This is a genomic window from Thermaerobacter composti, assembly GCF_033582035.1.
Lineage (GTDB): Bacteria > Bacillota > Sulfobacillia > Thermaerobacterales > Thermaerobacteraceae > Thermaerobacter > Thermaerobacter composti.
Genome location: NZ_CP132508.1, coordinates 1280548 through 1300897 on the forward strand (window position 1 = coordinate 1280548; position 20350 = coordinate 1300897).

Annotated in this window: 15 protein-coding genes; 13 read left to right on the forward strand and 2 right to left on the reverse strand. The window is 75.3% G+C overall.

Translation table 11 applies throughout. The annotated features are described in order from the left end of the window. Positions 1-80 precede the first annotated feature (80 nt). The 11 genes from Q5761_RS05070 to Q5761_RS05120 all read left to right on the forward strand — a co-directional run bounded on the left by Q5761_RS05070 (position 81) and on the right by Q5761_RS05120 (position 15128). Positions 81-662: a dipicolinate synthase subunit B gene (locus Q5761_RS05070; protein WP_135225353.1), complete on the forward strand. Its 582-nt coding sequence runs from the start codon at positions 81-83 to the stop codon at positions 660-662. 27 nt (positions 663-689) lie between these two features. Beyond that, positions 690-1706 (forward strand): aspartate-semialdehyde dehydrogenase, encoded by a 1017-nt coding sequence (locus Q5761_RS05075; protein WP_318751428.1) that lies wholly within the window; start codon positions 690-692, stop codon positions 1704-1706. A 196-nt stretch (positions 1707-1902) separates the two neighbouring features. After that, complete coding sequence (gene dapG, locus Q5761_RS05080) at positions 1903-3246, forward strand: aspartate kinase (RefSeq protein ID WP_318751429.1); 1344 nt, start codon at positions 1903-1905, stop codon at positions 3244-3246. 111 nt (positions 3247-3357) lie between these two features. Then, complete coding sequence (dapA, locus tag Q5761_RS05085; protein WP_318751430.1) at positions 3358-4248, forward strand: 4-hydroxy-tetrahydrodipicolinate synthase; 891 nt, start codon at positions 3358-3360, stop codon at positions 4246-4248. Positions 4249-4565: 317 nt separating this feature from the next. Then, entirely contained in the window at positions 4566-5834 is a 1269-nt protein-coding gene (gene tnpB / locus Q5761_RS05090; RefSeq protein WP_318751431.1) for an IS607 family element RNA-guided endonuclease TnpB, read from the forward strand. A 383-nt stretch (positions 5835-6217) separates the two neighbouring features. After that, positions 6218-7858 (forward strand): ribonuclease J, encoded by a 1641-nt coding sequence (locus Q5761_RS05095; RefSeq protein ID WP_135226060.1) that lies wholly within the window; start codon positions 6218-6220, stop codon positions 7856-7858. 152 nt (positions 7859-8010) lie between these two features. Next, positions 8011-9111, forward strand: a complete 1101-nt coding sequence (locus tag Q5761_RS12385) for a ClpP family protease (RefSeq protein ID WP_413084576.1) — start codon at positions 8011-8013, stop codon at positions 9109-9111. A gap of 259 nt (positions 9112-9370) precedes the next feature. Then, positions 9371-9592: a YlzJ-like family protein gene (locus tag Q5761_RS05105; protein ID WP_135225358.1), complete on the forward strand. Its 222-nt coding sequence runs from the start codon at positions 9371-9373 to the stop codon at positions 9590-9592. A 56-nt stretch (positions 9593-9648) separates the two neighbouring features. Continuing rightward, positions 9649-10503, forward strand: a complete 855-nt coding sequence (locus Q5761_RS05110) for an undecaprenyl-diphosphate phosphatase (RefSeq protein ID WP_318751432.1) — start codon at positions 9649-9651, stop codon at positions 10501-10503. A gap of 380 nt (positions 10504-10883) precedes the next feature. Further along, a complete protein-coding gene (locus Q5761_RS05115) occupies positions 10884-13724 on the forward strand; it encodes an FtsK/SpoIIIE family DNA translocase (protein ID WP_318751433.1) in 2841 nt (946 codons plus the stop codon). 180 nt (positions 13725-13904) lie between these two features. Further along, positions 13905-15128: a glycosyl hydrolase family 18 protein gene (locus tag Q5761_RS05120; RefSeq protein WP_318751434.1), complete on the forward strand. Its 1224-nt coding sequence runs from the start codon at positions 13905-13907 to the stop codon at positions 15126-15128. Between the two features lie 375 nt (positions 15129-15503). On the opposite strand, the gene Q5761_RS05125 is transcribed toward Q5761_RS05120, so the two are convergent. Both Q5761_RS05125 and Q5761_RS05130 read right to left on the reverse strand, forming a co-directional pair. Then, the gene (locus tag Q5761_RS05125) at positions 15504-16688 is read right to left on the reverse strand and encodes a hydroxyacid dehydrogenase (RefSeq protein ID WP_318751435.1); all 1185 of its coding nucleotides are present in this window, start codon (positions 16686-16688) and stop codon (positions 15504-15506) included. A gap of 5 nt (positions 16689-16693) precedes the next feature. Then, a complete protein-coding gene (locus tag Q5761_RS05130) occupies positions 16694-17527 on the reverse strand; it encodes a phosphosulfolactate synthase (protein ID WP_318751436.1) in 834 nt (277 codons plus the stop codon). A 217-nt stretch (positions 17528-17744) separates the two neighbouring features. On the opposite strand from Q5761_RS05130, the gene Q5761_RS05135 reads away from it, so the two are divergent. After that, positions 17745-18587 carry an SDH family Clp fold serine proteinase gene (locus Q5761_RS05135; RefSeq protein WP_318751614.1) on the forward strand — a complete coding sequence of 281 codons (843 nt, stop codon included), beginning with the start codon at positions 17745-17747 and terminating at the stop codon, positions 18585-18587. A 254-nt stretch (positions 18588-18841) separates the two neighbouring features. Beyond that, positions 18842-20251: a glycosyl hydrolase family 18 protein gene (locus Q5761_RS05140; RefSeq protein WP_318751437.1), complete on the forward strand. Its 1410-nt coding sequence runs from the start codon at positions 18842-18844 to the stop codon at positions 20249-20251. Positions 20252-20350 lie beyond the last annotated feature (99 nt).

Consider the following 20350-nt stretch of genomic DNA (forward strand, 5'->3'; position numbering starts at 1 on the left):
AGCGGCCGGGCGCCCTGCGGGCGGGCCGGACGCCCGCCCGGCAAGGGCCCCGCGCGGCCCGGCGGCGGGAGGGATCGGCGGTGCTGAGGGGGCGGCGCGTGGGTTTCGCGCTGTGCGCGTCCCACCACAACCTGGACACCGTCCTCGGGTGGGTGGAGCGCTTCGTGGCCGCAGGGGCCGACGTCTACCCCATCGTCTCCCACTCCGTGGCCACCGTGGCCACGCGCCACGGGACGCCGGAGGGGTGGATCCGGCGGCTGGAGGCCATCACCGGCCGCGCGCCGTGGCGGACGATCCCCGAGGTCGAGCCCATCGGTCCCAAGCGGCTGCTGGACGTGCTGGTCGTCGCGCCCTGCACGGGGACCACGCTGGCCAAGCTGGCCAACGGGTTCAGCGACTCGGCGGTCCTCATGGCGGCCAAGGCGCAGCTGCGCAACCAGCGGCCGGTGGTGCTCGCCATCTCGACCAACGACGGCCTCGGGCTCAACGCCCGGAACCTGGCCACGCTGCTGAACGCGAAGCACGTCTACTTCGTCCCCTTCGGCCAGGATAATCCGGACGAGAAGCCGAACTCTCTGACGGCGCGCTTCGATCTGCTGCCCCAGGCGGTGGCGGCCGCCCTGGAGGGACGGCAGCTGCAACCGCTGCTTGTCACACCTTGAGGCACGGACAGGAGGTCGGGACGGGCGATGGGTTACCGCGTTGCCGTGGTGGGGGCCACGGGGCTGGTGGGGCAACGGTTGCTGCAGGTCCTGGAAGAACGCCGCTTCCCGGTGGACGAGTTGCGGCCGCTGGCCACCTCCCGGTCGGCGGGCCGGCGCGTGCGCTTCGCCGGTTCGTCCTGGGCGGTGGGCGAGGCCTCGGTGGCGGCCCTTGCGGGGGTGGACATCGCCTTCTTCGCCGCCAGCGGCGAGGTCAGCCGCCAGCTGGCACCCGAGGCGGCGCGGGCGGGCACCGTGGTGATCGACAAGTCCAACGCCTTCCGCATGGACCCGGCGGTGCCGCTGGTGGTGCCGGAGGTCAACGGGCACGCCCTGGCGCACCACCGCAACCTGATCGCGAGCCCCAACTGCTCGACCATCCAGCTGGTGGTCGCGCTGAAGCCCATCTTGGACCGCTTCGGCCTGGAGCGGGTCGTGGTCGCCACCTACCAGGCCGTCTCGGGGACGGGAGCGGCGGCGCTGGACGAGCTGGAGGCCGAGGTGCGGGCCGGCGTCGAGGGCCGCGCCCACCCGCCGCAGGTCTACCCCAAGCCCATCGCCTTCAACGTCCTGCCCCACTGCGACCGGTTCGAGGCGGAGGGCTTCACGCTGGAGGAATGGAAGCTGGTGCGGGAGACCCGCAAGATCCTGGAGCGGGACGACCTGCCGGTGACGGCCACCGCCGTCCGGGTCCCCGTACGGGTCGGCCACAGCGAGGCGGTGTGGATCCAGACCCGGGACGAGGCGACGGTGGAGGAGCTGCGTCGCGTCCTGGCCGCGGCCCCGGGCGTGGTGGTGGAGGACGATCCACAGGCGGGGGTGTACCCGACGCCCTTGGCGGTGGCGGGCCGGGACGAGGTGTTCGTCGGTCGCATCCGCCGCGACCCCACCACGCCCCGGGCCTTCTGGCTGTGGATCGTGGCCGACAACCTGCGCAAGGGAGCGGCCACCAACGCGGTGCAGATCGCCGAGGCGCTGGTGGGCGCGAAGGCCCGCGCCCGCTGAGGCGGGCGCAGCATGGTCCGGTCGGTCGAACCGGCCGTGGCCGGGCCGGCACCGGTCGCCGGGCCGCGGCGCGGGCCGCTCCCGTGCCGTCGCCGAGGGGCGGCGTGACGGGCGGCCGGCCGGGCGACGGGCCGGCCGCGGGGTGGATCGACCCCGCAGGACGCCTTCGGGGGACGATTCGGAGGACGAGGAGACCGTGCGCATCGTCGTGCAGAAGTTCGGCGGCACCTCGCTGCGCGGGAGCCGGGAGCGAGCGGCGGCCGCGCGCCACGTGATCGCCGCCGTCCAGGACGGGATGCAGCCGGTGGTGGTGGTCTCGGCCATGGGGCGGCGGGGGGACCCGTACGCCACGGACACCCTGGTGGACCTGGCGCGGGCCGTGCACCCGCGGATCCCGGCCCGCGAGCAGGACCTGCTGATGGCCTGCGGGGAGATCATCGCGGCGGTGGTCTTCGCCCAGGAGCTGCGCGCCCGGGGGGTCCAGGCGGTCGCGCTGACCGGGGGCCAGGCCGGGATCGTCACCGATGCCCAGTTCGGTGATGCCCGCATCCTGCGGGTCGATCCCGCGCCCCTGCGCCGGCAGCTGGAGCGCGGCCAGGTGCCGGTGGTGGCGGGGTTCCAGGGGGTGACGGAAGACGGCCGCGACATCACCACCCTGGGCCGCGGCGGCAGCGACACCACCGCCGCGGCGCTGGGGGTCGCCCTGCGCGCCGAGGTGGTGGAGATCTACACCGACGTGGACGGCGTCAAGACCGCCGACCCCCGCCTGGTGCCCGAGGCGCGCACCCTGAGCACCGCCACCTACGACGAGATCGTCCAGATGGCCCACGAGGGCGCCCGGGTCGTCCACCCGCGGGCCGTGGAGCTGGCGATGCGGGGCAACGTGCCCCTGCGGATCCGCAACACCTTCACCGACGACCCGGGCACGCTGGTCACGCGGCACTGGGAGGTGGACCAGGTCTGGCCCGACCTGCGCCAGCCGCGAGCCGTCACCGGCATCACCCACATCCCCGGCCTGACCCAGATCACCCTCGATACGGCGGCGGACGACGACCAGTCCCTCAACGTGCGGCTGTTCCGCGCCCTGGCGGACCGCGGCATCAGCGTCGACATGATCAACGTCTCCCCCCGGCGGAAGGCGTTCGTGGTCCGGGACGACCGCGCCGACGAGGCGCGGGAGGCGCTGGAGGCCCTGGGCTTGAAGCCGGAGCTGCGCCGCGGTTGCGCCAAGGTGACGGTGGTGGGGGCCGGCATGCACGGCGTCCCGGGCGTCATGGCGCGGGTGGTGGAGGCCCTCAAGGCGGCGGGGGTGTCGATCCTGCTGACGGTGGACTCCCACATGACCATCTCCTGCCTGGTGGACGGGGACGACCTGGGCCGCGCCGTGCGGGCCCTGCACCAGCACTTCGGCCTCGGCCAGCTGGCGCCGGTGCTCGACGGGCCCGAGCGGGCGCCCCGGGATGCCGGGGTCGGCGCACCGGCGGGCGCGACCGAGGGCTCGGCCCGCCTGGCGGGGACGAACCGGCCCGGCGCCCCGTGAGGCGCCGGCGGTGGGAGGCGGGACGGGGATGGCGGGCGGTCGGCCGCGCCGTGGGCGTGGCCGGAGGCAGCTGTGCGACGGACGGGGCGGACGGAGGAGGGGGGATCCGCGATGCCCGACTACGGCTCGGTGATCACCGCCATGGTGACGCCCTTCGACGACGACGGTCGCCTGGATGCCGCGCGGGCGGGGGAGCTGGCGCGACGGCTGGTGGAGGCGGGCTCGGACGGCATCGTCGTGGCGGGCACCACCGGGGAGTCGCCGACCTTGACCGACGACGAGCGGGCGGCCCTGCTGGCGGCGGTGCTGGATGCGGTGGGGGACCGGGTGTTCGTCTGGATGGGGACGGGCACCAACGACACGGCCGCGTCGATCCGCCTGACCCGCGCGGCGGAGGCCCAGGGCGCCCACGGGGTGATGCTGGTCACGCCGTACTACAACAAGCCGCCCCAGGCGGGCCTGCTGGCCCACTTCCGGGCGGTGGCGGAGGCGACCACCCTGCCGGTGATGATCTACAACGTGCCGGGCCGGACGGCGTGCAACCTCGAACCCGCCACCCTGGCCCGGCTGGTGGAGCAGGCGCCCAACGTGGTGGCCGTCAAGGAGGCCAGCGGCGACCTGGATCAGGTGGGCGAGGTGCGCAGGCTGCTGCCCCGTCCCTTCCGGGTCTACGCGGGCGATGACAGCCTGCTGCTCCCGGTGCTGGCCGTGGGCGGCGATGGCGTGGTCAGCGTCGCCTCCCACCTGGTGGCGGGGGAGCTGCGCCGCCTGGTGGACGCCTTCCGGGCCGGCCGGGTCGAGGAGGCGGCGCAGATCCACCTGCGGCTGCTGCCGCTGTTCAAGGCGCTCTTCTGGACGGCCAACCCGATCCCCGTGAAGACCGCCCTGCGGTGGGTGGGCTTCGACGCCGGCGGCTTCCGGCCGCCCCTGGTGGCGATGCCGGAGGAGATGGCCCATCGGCTGCGGGCCCTGCTGGCCGAGCTGGAGCTGGTGTCCGCCTGATGCCCGCCTGATGGCGGTGGACCCGGCGCGGCCGATCCGCGCCGCCGGCCTCGCGGGCGTCGGGGCCTGGCGGCGCCGAGGGCGGCCGGTGCCATCCGGGGTGCAGGGGGCGCGGGGGTGGCGGAAGGGCCGCGGCGCGCCTCACCCCGGGGCGCTGGCACCAGCCGCCGCGGGGGGTTGAGAACAGCTAGTGCGTTTCTTATCGTTTCTCGTCCAATGTCATCAAATCTTCGCATCCCCTTCCCTCCTCGGCCGGCTCGTTGTCTGAGAACAGATGTTCTGGTACGATGTCCTTGGATGATCTTGGGGGCTTCCCCATGCGTGTGTTGCAGGCGTACCGCTTCGCCCTCGACCCCACACCCCGCCAGGAACGGGCGTTGGCCTCCCACGTGGGCGCCCGCCGCTTCGCCTTCAACTGGGGCTTGGCCCTGGTAAAGGAGCGCCTGGAAGCCCGCGCCCGGGGCGAGGAGGTGGAGGTGCCCTGGACCCTCCCCGCCTTGCGGCGGGAGTGGAACCGGCAAAAGCACGTCGTCGCCCCCTGGTGGCGGGAGAACTCGAAGGAGGCCTATTCCTCCGGTCTGGACGGACTCGCCCGGGCCCTGCAGAACTGGTCCAAGAGCCGCCAGGGTGAACGCAAGGGCCGCCGGGTGGGGTTCCCCCGGTTCCGGAAGAAGGGCCGGGGCCGGGAGTCGGTGCGGTTCACCACCGGCGCGATCCGGGTGGACGACAAGAGCCACGTCGTGCTGCCCCGGATCGGGCGGGTGAAGACCCACGAGCCGACTACGGCCCTGCGCCGGCGCATCGAAGCGGGAACGGCCCGCATCCTGTCCGCCACGGTCGCCCAGGAGGGGGGCCGGTGGTTCGTCAGCTTCACCTGCGAGGTGGAGCGGCCGCCGGGCCGGCCCCGGTTCCCCTGGAAAGTCGTCGGCGTCGATGCGGGCGTCCAGCACCTGGCGGTCCTTTCGACGGGCGAGAAGTGGCCGAACCCCCGGTCCCTTGAAAAGGCGCTCCGAAAGATCGCCCGGTCCAGCCGCGCCCTGGCCCGGCGTCAGAGGGGCAGCCGGGGGTGGCACAAGGCCCGCCGCCGGCTAGCCCGGCTCCATGCGCGGGCCCGGAACCTCCGCCAGGATGCCCTTCACAAGCTGACCCACCACCTGGCGAGCACCTACGGCGTGGTGGTCGTCGAACAGCTGCACGTGGCGGGCATGATGAAGAACCGGCGGCTCGCCCGGGTGCTGGCCGATTCCGCCCTGGCGGCGATCCGCCGCCAGCTCCGCTACAAGTGCCCCTGGCACGGGGCGGTTCTGGTCGAAGCGCCGCCCTTCTATCCCAGCAGCAAGCGTTGCTCGCGGTGCGGTTCGGTCAAGCCGTCGCTGCCGCTTTCGCAGCGCACCTTCCGCTGTGAGGAATGCGGGCTCGTGCTCGACCGGGACGAAAACGCGGCGCGGAATCTCGCGGCCCTGGTGGCCGCCGTCGCCGGGAGTGGCCCGGAGACGCAAAACGCCCGTGGACGGGATGGAAGACCTGCCGCAAGGCAGGCGATCCCGGAGGAAGCGGGAAGCCGGCGCCGGCTCATCGCTGGGTAAGACCGGCACCGCCGATCCGCAAGGATCGGCTGCCTGAAACAGATGACGATGTTTCAGGTAACGGATATAATAGCGGCAGCGGATTCGGGTTCGGGATGCCACCGCGCCGTGGCGCGGGGGCATTTCTTTGTGTGCCGAAGGCGCCCCGCCGCCCGTCCTGCGGGCCGCCGCGCAGGCGGGGGCGGGGCATGGGGGCGGGCGGACGCGAGGCCGGCGGCCTCGCGTCGCGAACCGGCGCCCGCCGGCGGGCGCCGGGTTCCTCCTCCCAGGCGGAGCGGCCTGCATCGCCCCGGCCGGCCGTCCTGGGACGCGCGTGCCCCCGCCCCCGAAGGAGAAGGAGGTGGACGGGGATCGCGGCACAGGGTAAGGGATCCGCGGTCACGATCGTGCCGCTGGGCGGCCTGGGCGAGATCGGCAAGAACATGCTGGTCTTGGAGACGGAGCAGGACCTGATCGTCATCGACGCGGGACTGGCCTTCCCCGGCGACGACATGCCCGGCGTGGACGTCGTGATCCCGGACTACACCTATCTCGTCGAGCGACGCCAGAAGCTTCGCGGCATCTTCCTGACCCACGGGCACGAGGACCACATCGGCGGGATCCCCTACCTGCTCAAGGAGGTCCAGGCGCCCATCTACGCCACGCGCCTCACCCTGGGCCTGGTGGAGCGCAAGCTCGAGGAGGAGAAGCGAGCGCTGCCGCCCCGGTCGCGGGCCATCCGCCCCGGGGAGCGGGTCAAGGCCGGCGCCTTCACGGTGGAGCCGTTCCTGGTCAACCACAGCATCCCGGACTCCGTCGGGTTCGCCATCCGCACGCCGGTGGGCCTGTTCATCCACACCGGCGACTTCAAGTTCGACCAGACGCCCATCGACGGGCGGGCGGCGGACTACCACCGGCTGGCGGCCTACGGCGCCGAGGGCGTCCACGTGCTGATGATGGACAGCACCAACGCCGAGCGGCCCGGGGTGACGGGGTCGGAGCGCCAGGTGGGCGAGGCGCTGGCCGACGTGTTCCGCCAGGCGCGGGGGCGCATCCTGATCGCCAGCTTCGCCAGCCACCTGCACCGGCTGCAGCAGGTGTTCGACCTGGCGGCCCAGTTCAAGCGGCGCCTGGCGGTCATCGGGCGCAGCATGGAGAACGCCGTCGAGGTGGCGATGAAGCTGGGGTACCTGCGGGACAGCGGCGGCGTCCTGACCCCGGCGGACAAGATCGGCGACCTCGCGCCCGAGCGGGTCGTGGTGCTGATGACCGGCAGCCAGGGCGAGCCCCTGTCGGCCCTGGCCCGGGCGGCGACGGGCGAGCTGCGCCGCCTGGAGCTGATGCAGGGGGACACGGTGGTCATCGCCGCCAACCCGATCCCGGGCAACGAGAAGCTGGTGCAGCGCACCATCGACAACCTGTTCCGGCGCGGCTGCCACGTGATCTACGGCCCCCACGCCGGCGTGCACGTCTCGGGCCACGGGTCGCGGGAGGAGCTGCGGCTGATGCTCAACCTGACGCGGCCGCGGTTCTTCATCCCGGTCCACGGCGAGTACCGGCACCTCCTGCACAACGCCGAGCTGGCCCGGTCCGTGGGGATCCCCGATGGGAACATCCTCATCGGCGAGAACGGCACGGTCTTCGAGGTCACGGCCGCGAGCGCGCGCATCCGCGGTCGGGTGGCGGCCGGCGCGGTGATGGTCGACGGCCTGGGGGTCGGCGACGTCGGCAACGTGGTCCTGCGCGACCGGCGGCAGCTGGCCCAGGACGGCGTGCTGATCGTCGCCATGGTGCTGCACCGCGAGCAGCGCAAGGTGATCTCGGGCCCCGACCTGATCACCCGCGGCTTCGTGTACATGCGCGAGTCGGAGGACCTGCTGGCCGAGGCCCGGGAGCGGGCGGTCAAGGCGCTGAACGGGATCGACGAGCAGGACATCACCGAGTGGTCGAACATCAAGGCGGCGGTGCGCGACGCCCTGGGCAAGTTCCTCTACGAGCGCACGGGCCGACGTCCGGTGATCCTGCCCATCGTGTTGGAGGTGTAGCGACGGGCGGCAGGCCGGAAGGCCTGCCGCCCTCGTCCCTCCCCCTCGCGCCGACGGCCCGCCGCGGCGGTGGCGGCGCAGCGGCGCCGGGCCCGCGGCGTTGGCGCGCCCGTCGGGGCGGCCATACTAGGCGCGAGGAGGGAGGGATACCCTTGCCCGCACGGGACCCGCAGAGCCGGGCGACCCAGCCGGGGCCGCCCACCACCGTGCCGTACACGCCGACGCCGGCGCCGGTTCGTCCGGAACGACCCGAGGGCGACGGGGCGCGTGCCCCGAGCCCGCCCGCCATGGTGCAGGCGGCGGCCAACATCAAGGAGATGGGGACGGACCGCGTGCCCCAGTCGCCCCCCGACATCCACGTCCTCACCATCGTCGGCCAGGTGGAGGGCCACCTCCAGCTGCCCGCCCAGAACAAGACCACCAAGTACGAGCACATCATCCCCCAGCTGGTGGCGGTGGAGCAGAATCCCGCCATCAAGGGGCTGCTGGTGATCCTCAACACCGTGGGCGGCGACGTGGAGGCCGGCCTCGCCCTGGCCGAGTTGATCCGTTCGCTGTCGAAGCCCAAGGTCTCCATCGTCCTGGGCGGCGGCCACTCCATCGGCGTCCCCATCGCGGTGGCGGCGGACGTCAGCTTCATCGCGCCGACGGCCACGATGACCATCCACCCGATCCGGCTGACCGGCCTCGTCATCGGCGTGCCCCAGAGCTACGAGTACCTGGACAAGATGCAGGAGCGCATCATCCGCTTCGTCGTCGAGAACTCCCGCATCAGCCGCGACCGGTTTCGCGAGCTGATGTTCCGCACCGGGGAGCTGGCGCGGGACATCGGCACCGTGCTGGTCGGGGAGGACGCGGTGCGCGAGGGGCTGATCGACGAGGTGGGCGGCCTGGCGCAGGCCGTTCAGCGCCTGAACCGGCTGATCGCGGAGCACCAGGCGCGCCGGATGACCACGGCCGACGGCCCGGGGGCGCCGTGGACCGCGGGCGCGCCGCCCGCGGCGGGCCTCGGGGCCGGTGCGGCCCCCGCCCCGGGAGCGGGGGGTGCACCCGGTCTGGGGGTGCCGGATCCGGTGCCGCCGGGGACGGTCCCCGCGGCGCCTCCGGCCGGCTGGGGGCGAGGAGGGCCGGTGCCGGGGGCGCCGGGCGTTGCCGCCGGTGGCACCGGCGGGCGCCTCCCCGCGGCCGGACCCCGCGGGTCCACGATCGGCCCGGCGGAGGGCTCGGCCGGCGATCCCCGCGGCGTCCGCTGAGGGCGCCGCGGCGGCGACCGCGGCCGGGACCCAGGCATCCGGGGGTCCGCGCGGCGCCGCGCATCGGCCGCAAGGGGTGGGCCCGCGGCGGCCCCAGCGGGCCGGACCGCGGACCCGGGCCCCGGCAACGACGCCCTCACCCGGTAGGCTGAGTCGGCGGCGGCACCCTCATTCTCCGGCTCCGCCGCGGCCGCCGGTGGGGCAGGTCCGCCGCGGCGACGGACGCGACGGGGCCCCGAACGAGGAAAGGAGGGTCGCCGTGCTGCTCTACACCATCGTCCCGCTGCACCAGGTCCTGGAAGGGTGGGACCGCCCCCGCCCGGAGCCGGTGGAGGTGGATCTCGACGGCCGCACGGTCCTGGTGGAGCCGGACTCGCCCTGGGGCGGCCGCATCGTGCGGTTGCTCTCCGGCAATCCCGACGACTTCCTCGACCCGGCCTTCCAGCCGGGACGGCGCCTGTGGTGGTGGGGGCCCCGCTGACGGCGGGGCCCCCGGCCGTTACAATGGGGGAAGTGCCGTGGTGAGGAGGAGTCGGCGTGGAGCTGTCCCTGGGGAAGGCGATCCTGCTCGGCGTGGTACAAGGCCTCACGGAGTTCCTGCCGGTCTCCAGCAGCGGCCACCTGGCGGTGGCCGAGGACCTCCTGGGCGTCAGCCGTCCCGGCCTGACCTTCGAGGTGTTCGTCCACCTGGGGACCCTGGCGGCGGTGCTGGCGGTCTACGGTACCGACCTCTGGGCCGCGGCGGCCGGGTTCCTCCGCAGCGGCGGTGGGCTCTGGGGCTCCCCCCGGGGCACCGACGGGAGCGGTTGGACGGCCATGGATCCCGCCACGCGCCTGGGCTGGCTGGTGGTCGTCGGGACGGTCCCCGCGGCCGTGGCGGGGCTCGCGCTGGAGGATGCCATCGCGGCGGCCTTCGACGCGCCGACCACGGTGGCGGTGTGCTGGATCGTGACGGGCTGCCTGCTGTGGTGGGCGGCCCGACGGTCGCCCTCCGGTCGGCCCCTGGAGCGGGCGACGCCGCTGGACGCCCTGGTAGTCGGCCTGTTCCAGGCCCTCGCCCTCTTGCCCGGCATCTCCCGTTCGGGGAGCACGCTGGTAGGCGGGCTGCTGCGCGGCCTCCAGCGGGAGGAGGCCGCCCGCCTGTCCTTCCTGCTGTCGGTGCCGGCCATCGCCGGCGCCGCCTTGCTCCAGATGCCGGAGGTGGCGGCCGTGGCCACGGTCGACGGTTGGGCGGCCCTGCTGGCCGGCGCCGTGACGGCGGCGGTGACGGGCTACGCCGCCATCCGCTGGCTGCTGCGCTGGCTGGTGGCGGGACGGCTGGCATGGTTTGCATACTACCTGTGGACGGTTGCCATCCTCCTCTTGCTCTACCAGGGATGGCGCGGCGCGTAGGCGGGGTCGCGGGGGCACGGGCGGCGGCGTCGGCCGCGGTGCGCAGGGGGGCTGGTGGCGGTCTCGGCGCTGCTCGGCGCGGCGGCCTGGGCGGCGCGGTCGGCGGGTCGGGAGACGCGGTCGGCGGGTCCGGAGATCGGGAGCGCACCGCAGCCGGGCGCGCCGCGTCGGCGGGGGCACAGCGCCGCCCGTTGGCATGTCCGCAGCGCCGATCGGGGGACCTCGAGGCGGCGGGGCCGGGCGGCCGTGCGTCCCGCCCAGGGCGATGGGCACAGGGTCCGGGGGCTCGGGACCGGCGGTTCCCGGGCCCTCGCTGGCGGCCGAGCCCCAGGAGATCGGCGTTCCCGGCCGAATGGGAGTTCTTCGAGGAGGGACGGACGGTGGCCCGGCGCAAGGTGGGGCATCGCAGGGCGCCGGCGCGGCCGGACTCCGCCCGCCTGCGGTCGGAGGTGGCGGGCATCGTCCTGCTGGTGGCGGCCGCGGCGGCGGCGCTGGCGCTGGCCGAGGGTCCCGGGGCGGGCGGGGTCGTCGGCACGCAGCTGGCCGCCGGCCTGCGGTGGGTGCTGGGGCGGGCGGCGTGGGTGCTGCCGCCGCTGATGGCCGTGCGCGCCGTCGAGGCCCTGCTGGGCACCCCGGCGTCCCGCACCCGCCCCCGCCAGGCCGGCCTCGTGCTGGCGGTGGTCCTGGTGGCCGTGGCGGCGGCCCGTCCGTGCCCCGATCTCTGGTCGGCCACCTGTTTTCGCACCGGCGGCGGTCTGGTGGGCACGGTGGCGGGTTGGGCGCTGGCTCGCGCCTTCGGGGTCACGGGCGCGCTGGTGGCATGGGTGGCGCTGGGCGTGCTGGCCGTGCGGCTCATCAGCGGCATCCCGCTGGCCGCCATGGCCGCCGCCGGAGGCCGCGGCGTGGCGGCGGCCGCCCGGCGACTGCGTCGGTGGGCAGGGGAGACGTTCCTGGCCGCCGAGGCGGACGAACCCGCCGCCGGCAGCGCGGCGTCGACCGCGGCGGCGTCCACGGCGGCAGGCGGCGGGCCCGCCGCACCGGTGACGTCGGCGGGCGCGGGCGGCGGCCGAGGGGGAACCGGCCCGGACGCCGGGGCCGACCCGAGCGGCGAGGCCCGAGGCGGGGCGGAGGCGGGCACCAGGGGCCGGCCCTGGTGGCGGCGGTGGTGGGGTGGCCGCGCCCGGGAGGGCGCGGCCACCCCCGGCCCCGCGCCCGACGGGCGGGCTCTCTGGCGCGAGGCCGGGGCCGACGGCGACGGGGCCCTGGGGCTGCCGGGGCTCCAGCGCCTGGTGGAGCGCGCCCTCCAGGACGGCGGCCGGGACGGCCCGAGCCCCGGGGAGGAGCCCGCCGAGGCCGAGGAGCCGTCCGCCGGGGCCGCCGGGGCGGGCGCCCCGGCGGCCCCGCTGGGAAGCCCGGCCCGGACCGCTTTGGCCGAGGAGGGGCGCCATGCCCCGATGCAGGCCCACGGCCCCCACTCGCTCCACGCTCAGGGGGCCGCCCACGGGCCCGGCACCCCCCGGGCGGCGGGCGCGGCGCCCCCTGGGGAGCCTGCCGCCGGGGCCGCCCCTTCCCCAGCCGCGGATGCGGGTGCGGAAGGGGCTGACCTCGGGCCGCGGGCCGGTTCGTCCGCCGAGGGGGCGTCCGCGCGATCCGGCGCCGCGCAGGGCGGCCGCGCGGCCGCAGGGCGCGGGGGAGCGAGCGACGGGCCCGGCGCCCCGGCGTCCCCGGCGGGCCCGATGGCGCCCTCGCCGACCTACCGGCTGCCCCCGCTGGAGCTGCTCAGCCGCGGCCGGCAGGGGTCCGCCGCGCGCCGCCAGCGGGAGATCCTGGAGAAGGCGGCGACGCTCCAGGATACCCTGGCCAGCTTCGGCGTGCAGGCGCGCATCGTCGACGTGGCGGTGGGCCCGGCCGTCACCCGCTTCGAGGTCGAGCCGGCCCGCGGGGTGAAGGTCAGCAAGATCCAGGCGCTGGCCAGCGACATCGCCCTGAGCCTGGCGGTGCCCGACGTCCGCATCGAGGCGCCCATCCCCGGCAAGGCGGCCGTCGGCATCGAGGTGCCCAACCGGGAGGTGGTGGCGGTGCAGCTCCGGGACGTGCTGGAGACGCCGGAGTTCGCCCGCTCCCGCTCGAAGCTGACGGTCGCCCTGGGACAGGACATCGCCGGCCAGCCGGTGGTCACCTCGCTGGACAAGCTGGTCCACCTGCTGATCGCCGGCGCCACGGGGTCGGGCAAGAGCGTCTGCATCAACGCGCTGATCACCAGCCTGCTCTTCAAGGCGCGGCCCGACGAGGTCAAGCTCCTGCTCATCGACCCCAAGGTGGTGGAGCTCAGCGCCTACGACGGCATCCCCCACCTGATCGCGCCGGTGATCACCGACGCGCGCAAGGCGGCGGGCGCCCTGCAGTGGGCGGTCCGGGAGATGGAGCAGCGCTACGAGCGCTTCGCCAAGACCGGGGTGCGGGACGTCAGCCGCTACAACCTGCGCGCCCTGCAGCAGGGGGAGCCGCCCCTGCCCCTCATGGTGGTGGTCATCGACGAGCTGGCGGATCTCATGATGGTGGCCCCGGTGGAGGTGGAGGACGCCATCCAGCGCCTGGCCCAGATGGCGCGGGCGGCCGGCATCCACCTGGTGGTGGCGACGCAGCGCCCGTCGGTGGACGTGATCACGGGCGTCATCAAGGCCAACATCCCCTCGCGCATCGCCTTCGCCGTCTCGTCCCAGACGGACTCGCGGGTGATCCTGGACGGGGCCGGGGCGGAGAAGCTGGTGGGCCGCGGCGACATGCTCTTCCTGCCCGTGGGGGCCACCAAGCCCGTGCGCGTCCAGGGCGCCTACATCTCGGAGAAGGACCTGGAGGCGGTGCTGGCCTTCCTGCGCCGCCAGGCCCGGCCCGACTACGACCCCGAGGTGATGCGCGCGGAGGTGGAGGCCAGCGAGGGCCCGGCCGCCGCCGAGGACGACGACCTGTTCCCCCAGGCGGTGCGGGTGGTGCTGGAGGCGGGGCAGGCCTCCGTGTCCCTGATCCAGCGGCGCCTGCGGGTGGGCTACACCCGGGCCGGGCGGCTGATCGACATGATGGAGGAACGCGGCTACATCGGCCCGCATCAGGGGGCCAAGCCGCGGGACGTGCTGATCACCTGGGAGGAGTTCCGCCGCCGCCACGGCGACGGCGGGCTGCCGCCGGCGCCGCCCTCGGCGCCCGGCGCCGGCGCCCCGTAGGCGGCGTGTGGCCTCCTGCCGGCGGCCTCCTGCCGGCGGTCCATCGGCGGGCGCGCGGCGCCCGTCATCCTGCGAACGCGCGGCGCACCGTCCCAACCCTGCGCAAACCTGCCGGCCCCGCGAGCCGCCCGCGGCCGGGCGGGGCGGCCATACTACGGCCGGAAAGCGAGGTGAGGGAGGGTGCGCAACCGCACGTGGGTCTGGGTCCTGGTGGCGGTGGTGGTGGCCGCCGGCCTCTGGGCGGCCCTGGCGGGCGACCGGGGCCCGACGGCCAAGCCGGGCTCCGACCGCTCCAACGACAACCTCCAGCTGCCGGCCAAGCAGGCGCCGCGGGCCAAGGTCCCCGGGCAGCTCTTCATCCTCGGCTTCTACGACGAGACCGAGGAGGCCCGCGGCGAGGACATCCTCGCCACCCTGCGCCGCTACCGGGACCACATCGAGTACCTGTCGCCCTTCTGGTACAGCGTCCGCGCCGACGGCTCCGTGGTCGACCGCAGCGACCGCGACCTCCGCGACTTCGCCGCCCGCGAGAACATCAAGCTGATGCCGCTGTTCAACAACTACCAGGGCACGGACGCCTTCCTGACCGATGCCGCGGCGCGGCGCCGCGCCGTGGACAACATCGTCCAGCTGGTGCGGCGCCACGGCTACGGCGGCGTGCAGATCGACTTCCAACTGCTGAAGCCCCAGAGTCGCCAGGAGCTGACCACCTTCGTGCGCGAGCTGCGCCAGGCGTTGCCGGATGACAAGGCCATCACCGTCTCGGTGATCCCGCACCGCCACCAGGAGGACGCCACGCAGCACAGCAAGGACGCCTACAGCTACAAGGGGCTGGCGCAGTACGCGCGGCTGGTCCTGATGGCCTACGACCGGCATGGCGAGATGACCCGGCCGGGGCCGGTGGCGCCCCTGGACTGGGTCGGGGAGGTGATCGCCGCCGCGCGGGAGGACGGCGTGCCCGCCGACAAGATCTGGCTCGGCATCCCCGCCTACGGCTACGACTGGGCGGAGGGCGCCGAGCGGGCGGTGCCGGTCTCCCTGCGGGAGGTGCGCACGCTGGCGCGCCGGCACGACATCCGGGTGCAGCGGGACGACGACGGCATCCCCCACTTCACCTACGTGGACGAACGCGGCGTCCGTCACACCGTCTGGTACGAGGACGAGGTGTCGGTGGCGCGGAAGGTGCGCCTCGCCCGGCGCCACGACCTCTACGGCGTGGCCATCTGGCGGCTGGGGTACGAGGACGCGCCCTACTGGCGCATGCTCCTGCGCGAGACGGGTCGCACGGGCATGGACATGACGCCGGACCGCAACCGCCAGCGGGAGAGTGAGAACCAGGACCCCGAAGGGGACGCCGGCGACGTGCAGGAGGGCCATCCCGGCAACGTGCCGGACGGCGGCTGAGGTCCCCGCGGCCCTGGACCTTGCCCGCCCGGCGCCGCGGGGTCGCCGACGGCGCCCTGGGGTCGGGGGACGCCCTCGTCCCCCGACCCCAGGACGGCGGGGCCGCGCGACAGGGCGCGCAGGGCACCGGGGCGCCGGGACCCGGCGCGCCGGGCCCCATTCCGGCCCCCCGCCTGCCAGCCAGCCCCCGGCCCCAGGCGCGGCACCGCGTCCAGGGCCCGCCGGGGCTCCTACCACGCCCGCTTGGGCGGTCGCGTGACGCTCCACAGCCAGTAGCCCACGAAGAACACGAAGACCCAGGGCAGGACCCAGTTGCTCAGGAAGGAGAGCACGGCGACCATGGTCGGCCTCCTGTCTGCGAGGTTCGCTCCCATTCTAGCGAGCGGGCGGACGGGGCGGCAAGGTGCCGGGCGTGGCGGCCGGGGCTGCGGCGTCGGCGGCGGTGGCGCCACGGCCCCGGACCGCCGACGCGCCGGGGGAGGGGGCCGGGCCCGGCGGGCTGGGCAGGACGGCCGCATGCCGCGGCGGCTGGCCGCGCAGGACCCGCAGCACGTCGGCGGCCACCTGGGTCGCGACGCGCGTCTGCGCCTCCGCCGTCAGGCCGGCGACGTGGGGCGTCAGGACCACCCCGGGCAGCCCGCGCAGGGGATCGCACGGGCCCGGCGGCTCCAGCGCCCGCACGTCCAGGGCGGCGCCGGCCAGGTGGCCCTCGCGCAGCAGCCCGGCCAGGGCCCTCTCGTCCACCACGCCGCCGCGCCCCGTCACCACCAGCCGCGCACCCCGCTTGAGCCGGCGCAGGCGCGCGGCGTCCAGCAGCCCGCGGGTCTCCGGCCGCAGGGGCAGCAGCACCACCAGGTAGTCGGCCCAGGCCAGCAGGTCGTCCAGCGGCATCCACCGCACGCCCAGGCGCCGCCACCCGGGGTCCTCGGGACCGCGCCGCGGGTGGTGGGTGGCGACCGCCGCCACCAGCGGGCGCAGGAGCGGCACCAGGGCCTGCCCGATGCGACCCAGCCCCAGGATGCCCACGGTGCGGTGGGCCAGCTCCTCCCCCACCAGCGCCGGGCGCAGCCAGGTGCCGGAGGCGCCCATGGCGGCCGCTTCCGGCAGCCGGCGGGCCAGGGCCAGCATCTGGGCGAGGACGAACTCGGCCACGGCGCGGGCGTTGGCCCCCGGTGCGTAGACCACCGCCACCCCCCGCCGCGCCGCCGCCGCGCCGTCCACGTTGTCCAGGCCGGTGCCGAGCCGTCCCACCACCTTGAGGCGCGGCGCCCCGGCCAGGAGCTCCTCGTCCACCCGCACCTGGTTGCGGACCAGCAGCGCGTCGGCCGAGCGCACCAGCCGCCGCAGCCGGCCGGGCTCCCGCGGCCCGTCGGGCGCGTAGACGACCCGGCAGCCCCCCGCTTCGAGGGCGCGCAGCCCCTCGGGTGGGCAGAACTCGGCCACCAGGACCACCGGGCGCCCGGGCTCGGCAGGTGGCCGACCCGTCGCCACCGTCGGCGGGGGCGGGTGCCCCTGGGCCGCCCGGCCGCGTTCGTCCCGAGGAAGCGGCCCCTGGGCCATCGCCCTCACCCCTGGGGGAAGCGCACGGTCCGCAGGTCGGGTCGACCGAGCAGGGCCGCGCGCAGGGTGTCGCCGCGCAGGCCGTGGCGCAGGGCCTCCAGGGCCAGCACGTCGGCGGGCTGGACGTTGCCCAGGTTGACCGCGGGGCCGAAGCGCAGGATCAGATCCTGCTGCTGCTGGACGTGGGGCGCCTCAAAGATCAACACGTAGGGATCGGGTAGCCCTCCCACCAGCGCCTCCAACTCCTCCTCGTCGATCCGGCCGTGTTCGTCGTAGATCACGATGCCCTTGCCGGATTCGCGCGCCTCGACCACCACCTTCTCGACGCCGGCTTCGAGGTCGTCCAGCACCTGCTGGTGCAGGCGCAGGGTGGAGACGCGGTCGGCGGGGTGCTTCTTGCCCACCTCGCTGACGACGCCGAATCCCTCGGCCCGCAGGGCGCGGATCACCGCGCGCCGCACCGCCGGCGGCATGTCGACGGTGCCGTCGGAGACCTCCACGTGGGTGAAGCCGACCGCCCGCGCGGCCGCGACGAAGGCGGCGAACCGGCCCTGGGCCAGCGCGACCTCGAGGAAGGTGCCGCCGGGGTAGACGGCGATCCCCGCGTCCCGGATCCGCCGCACCTTCTCCTGGAGCACCGCCGGAGGGTAGCAGGCCGGGGTCCCGAAGGCCAGCTTCCAGTAGTCGATGCAGGGGGCGGCCACCGCCAGCAGGTCGGCGGTGGCGGCGGGGCCGAGGCCCTTGTCCAGGATCATGGTCAGGCCCCGCTGCCGGGGCTTGGGCGGTCGCCCCGGGAGGGGCGGGGAGACCGCATGGTGCCAGGGCTCGGGCAGGCTCATGGGGCATCCTCCTCCACCGTCCGGGCCGCCGTCCCGGGCGGCCGCGGCCCTTGCCACGCCATCCTATGGGCCTCGGGCCCGGACGGTGACCGGGGGCCGCGGGCGGCTCGACCGCCCGGGGACGGCTCGGCCCTCCGGCGGCGGATCGGCCGTTAGAAGCGGGGGCTCGCGCGCACACTACGGGCGGCGGGCCGGAGGCGGCCGGCCGGTGACGCCCTTGGACGCCACGTGGGGTGCGCTGCTCAGCAACCTGTTCTGGATCGTGCTCGTCCTCTGGACGGTGTTGCCCCTGCTCCGCCAGCGGCGGGTGACCGACCGGCGGCTGCAGGTGATCCGGCAGCTGGAGCGGGAGCGGGGCTCGCGGGTGATCACCCTGATCCACCGCCAGGAGTCCCTGAGCTTCCTCGGCATCCCCCTCACCCGGTACATCACCGTGGACGACTCCGAGCAGGTGCTGCGCGCCATCCGCTACACGCCGCCCAACATGCCCATCGACCTGATCGTCCACACGCCGGGGGGCCTGGTCCTGGCGGCGGAGCAGATCGCCGAGGCGATCCGCCGCCATCGCGGCCGCGTCACCGTGATGGTGCCCCACTACGCCATGAGCGGCGGCACGCTGATCGCCTTGGCGGCCGACGAGATCTGGATGGACGAGAACGCCGTGGTGGGCCCGGTGGACCCCCAGCTGGGCGGCTACCCCGCGGCCAGCATCCTGGCCGCCATCCGGCAGAAGGGCCCCGAGAAGGTGGACGACCGGACGCTGGTGCTGGGCGACGTGGCGCAGAAGGCCATCGCCCAGGTCCGCCAGACGGTGTACCGCCTGCTCCAGGACCGCCTGCCCGAGGAGGACGCGCGCCGCATCGCCGAGGCGCTGACGGAGGGGCGCTGGACCCACGACTTCCCCATCGGGTGCGACGAGCTGCGCGCCCTGGGGCTGGAGGTGCGCTGCGAGCTGCCCGACCTGGTCTACCGGCTGATGGAGCTCTATCCCCAGCCCGACGGGCGCCGGCCCTCGGTGCAGTTCGTGCCGGTGCCCTACGCCGAGCGCCACACCCGCTGACGCCCGGCGGGCGGATCACCGGCTGACGCCCGAGGGGCGGGTGCCAGGCTCCGGCCGCGGGCCGGCGGAGGCTTCGCCGGGCGGGGACCGATCCTGGATGGGGAGGCGATGGCGTGAGGACGGAAGGACCTGGCGATCGCGAGGGACGAACCGGCGGACCGCCCGGCGCCAGGCCGGGCGGCGCGGGCGCCCGGCCCGGGGCGGGCGCGGATGCGGATCCGGGAGCCCACCCGCGGCCTCCGAGGGGCGGTGCGATGGACGGCCCCGACGGCCCGGGCCGGGGAGCCGGGCCGCCGCAGGCGGCCGGTCCCGCGGATCCGCGGCGGGAGGCGGCCGGTCCCACGGATCCGCGGCGGGAGGCGGACGGTGCCGCGGATCCGCGGCGTACCGGCGGCGAGGCGGAGCCGGCCGGCGCCGCACCCGGCGGCCGCCGGCCGCCGGCGGCCGGAGCCGGGGTCGGACGGGTGCTCCAGGGCTGGTGGCGCCGCACGGCCGCCGGCGCCGGCCAGGGGTGGCAGGCGCTGGGCGGCTGGCGCGGCATCGCCCAGCGGCTGCGCACGGACCGGCGCTGGCAGGTGGGCGCCGTGGCCGTGGGCATCCTCCTTCTGATCCTCGCGACGCTGCCCGGCGGGGGATCGCCCCAGGGGCAGCCGCCCCTGCGCAAGCCGGCCGGGCTGATGCGGCCGGAGGTCCTGGGCTTCTTCGAGAACGGGTGGTCGCCAATCTTCGGCGACTCCTTCCCCTCGGTCCGGAAGCGGCCGGATCTCCTGGACAGCATCAGCCCCTTCTGGTACTCGATCCGCTCCGACGGCAGCCTGTGGCCCCAGGAGATCCGCCAGGAGGTCATCGACTTCGCCCGCCAGCACGGCATCCGCATGATCCCGCTCTTCAACCTGCTGCAGAGCGGCGGCAACGAGGCCGGGTTCCTCGTGGATCCCGCCGCCCGGTCCCGGGCGGTGCAGGCCATCGTGGCCGAGGTGCGCCAGCGCGGTTACGACGGCGTCAACATCGACTTCGAGCTGCTGCCGCCGGAGGCGGAGCCCCTGATGTCCGCCTTCATCCGGGAACTGGACCGGGCGCTGCCCACCGACAAGCGGCTGGACATCGCGGCGTTCCCCAAGGTGGACGTGGACCCGTCGGTCCACGGGGGGCACAACTGGCGGGTCTTCGCCCAGCACGCCGACCAGGTGATCCTGATGGCCTACGACCGCCACTACCTGGGCAGCCAGCCCGGCCCGGTGTCGCCGGCGGGCTGGGTCGAGGCCAACCTCAAGGAGATGTTGGACGCGGGGATCCCGGGCGGGAAGATCCTGCTGGGCGTGGGCGCCTACGGCTACGACTGGCCCGCCGGGGCGGGGCCGGGCAACGAGGCCCACTCGACGCCCGTCCCCCTCTGGCAGGTCAGGCGCATCCTCGACCGCCACGGCATCCGGCCCCGGTGGGATCGCGCGAGCCAGAACCCGCACTTCACCTACACCGGCGAGGACGGACAGCCGCGGGAGATCTGGTACCTGGACGAACGGGTCCTCCAGCAGCGCCTGGACATGGTCCGCAAGTACAGCCTGGGCGGCATCGCCATCTGGCGCCTGGGCTACGAGGACGACGCCTTCTGGAACGTCATCGAGCGGGCCTACGGCCCGCGCCGGAGCGGCGCCGGCCGCTGACGCGGACGCCAGTCCGCGCGGCGCCCCGCGCCCCGGCGCCAGTGCCGACGGGTGCCGCGACCGGCGCGGCATCGGCAGGACACCTCCGGCCGCTTCCGA

Coding starts and splice junctions, on each gene's coding strand:
- Q5761_RS05075 (WP_318751428.1), top strand. CDS start 690: ATGGGTTACCGCGTTGCCGTGGTGGGGGCCACGGGGCTGGTGGGGCAA.
- dapA (WP_318751430.1), top strand. CDS start 3,358: ATGCCCGACTACGGCTCGGTGATCACCGCCATGGTGACGCCCTTCGAC.
- tnpB (WP_318751431.1), top strand. CDS start 4,566: ATGCGTGTGTTGCAGGCGTACCGCTTCGCCCTCGACCCCACACCCCGC.
- Q5761_RS05125 (WP_318751435.1), bottom strand. CDS start 16,688: ATGGCCCAGGGGCCGCTTCCTCGGGACGAACGCGGCCGGGCGGCCCAG.
- Q5761_RS05130 (WP_318751436.1), bottom strand. CDS start 17,527: ATGAGCCTGCCCGAGCCCTGGCACCATGCGGTCTCCCCGCCCCTCCCG.
- Q5761_RS05140 (WP_318751437.1), top strand. CDS start 18,842: ATGGACGGCCCCGACGGCCCGGGCCGGGGAGCCGGGCCGCCGCAGGCG.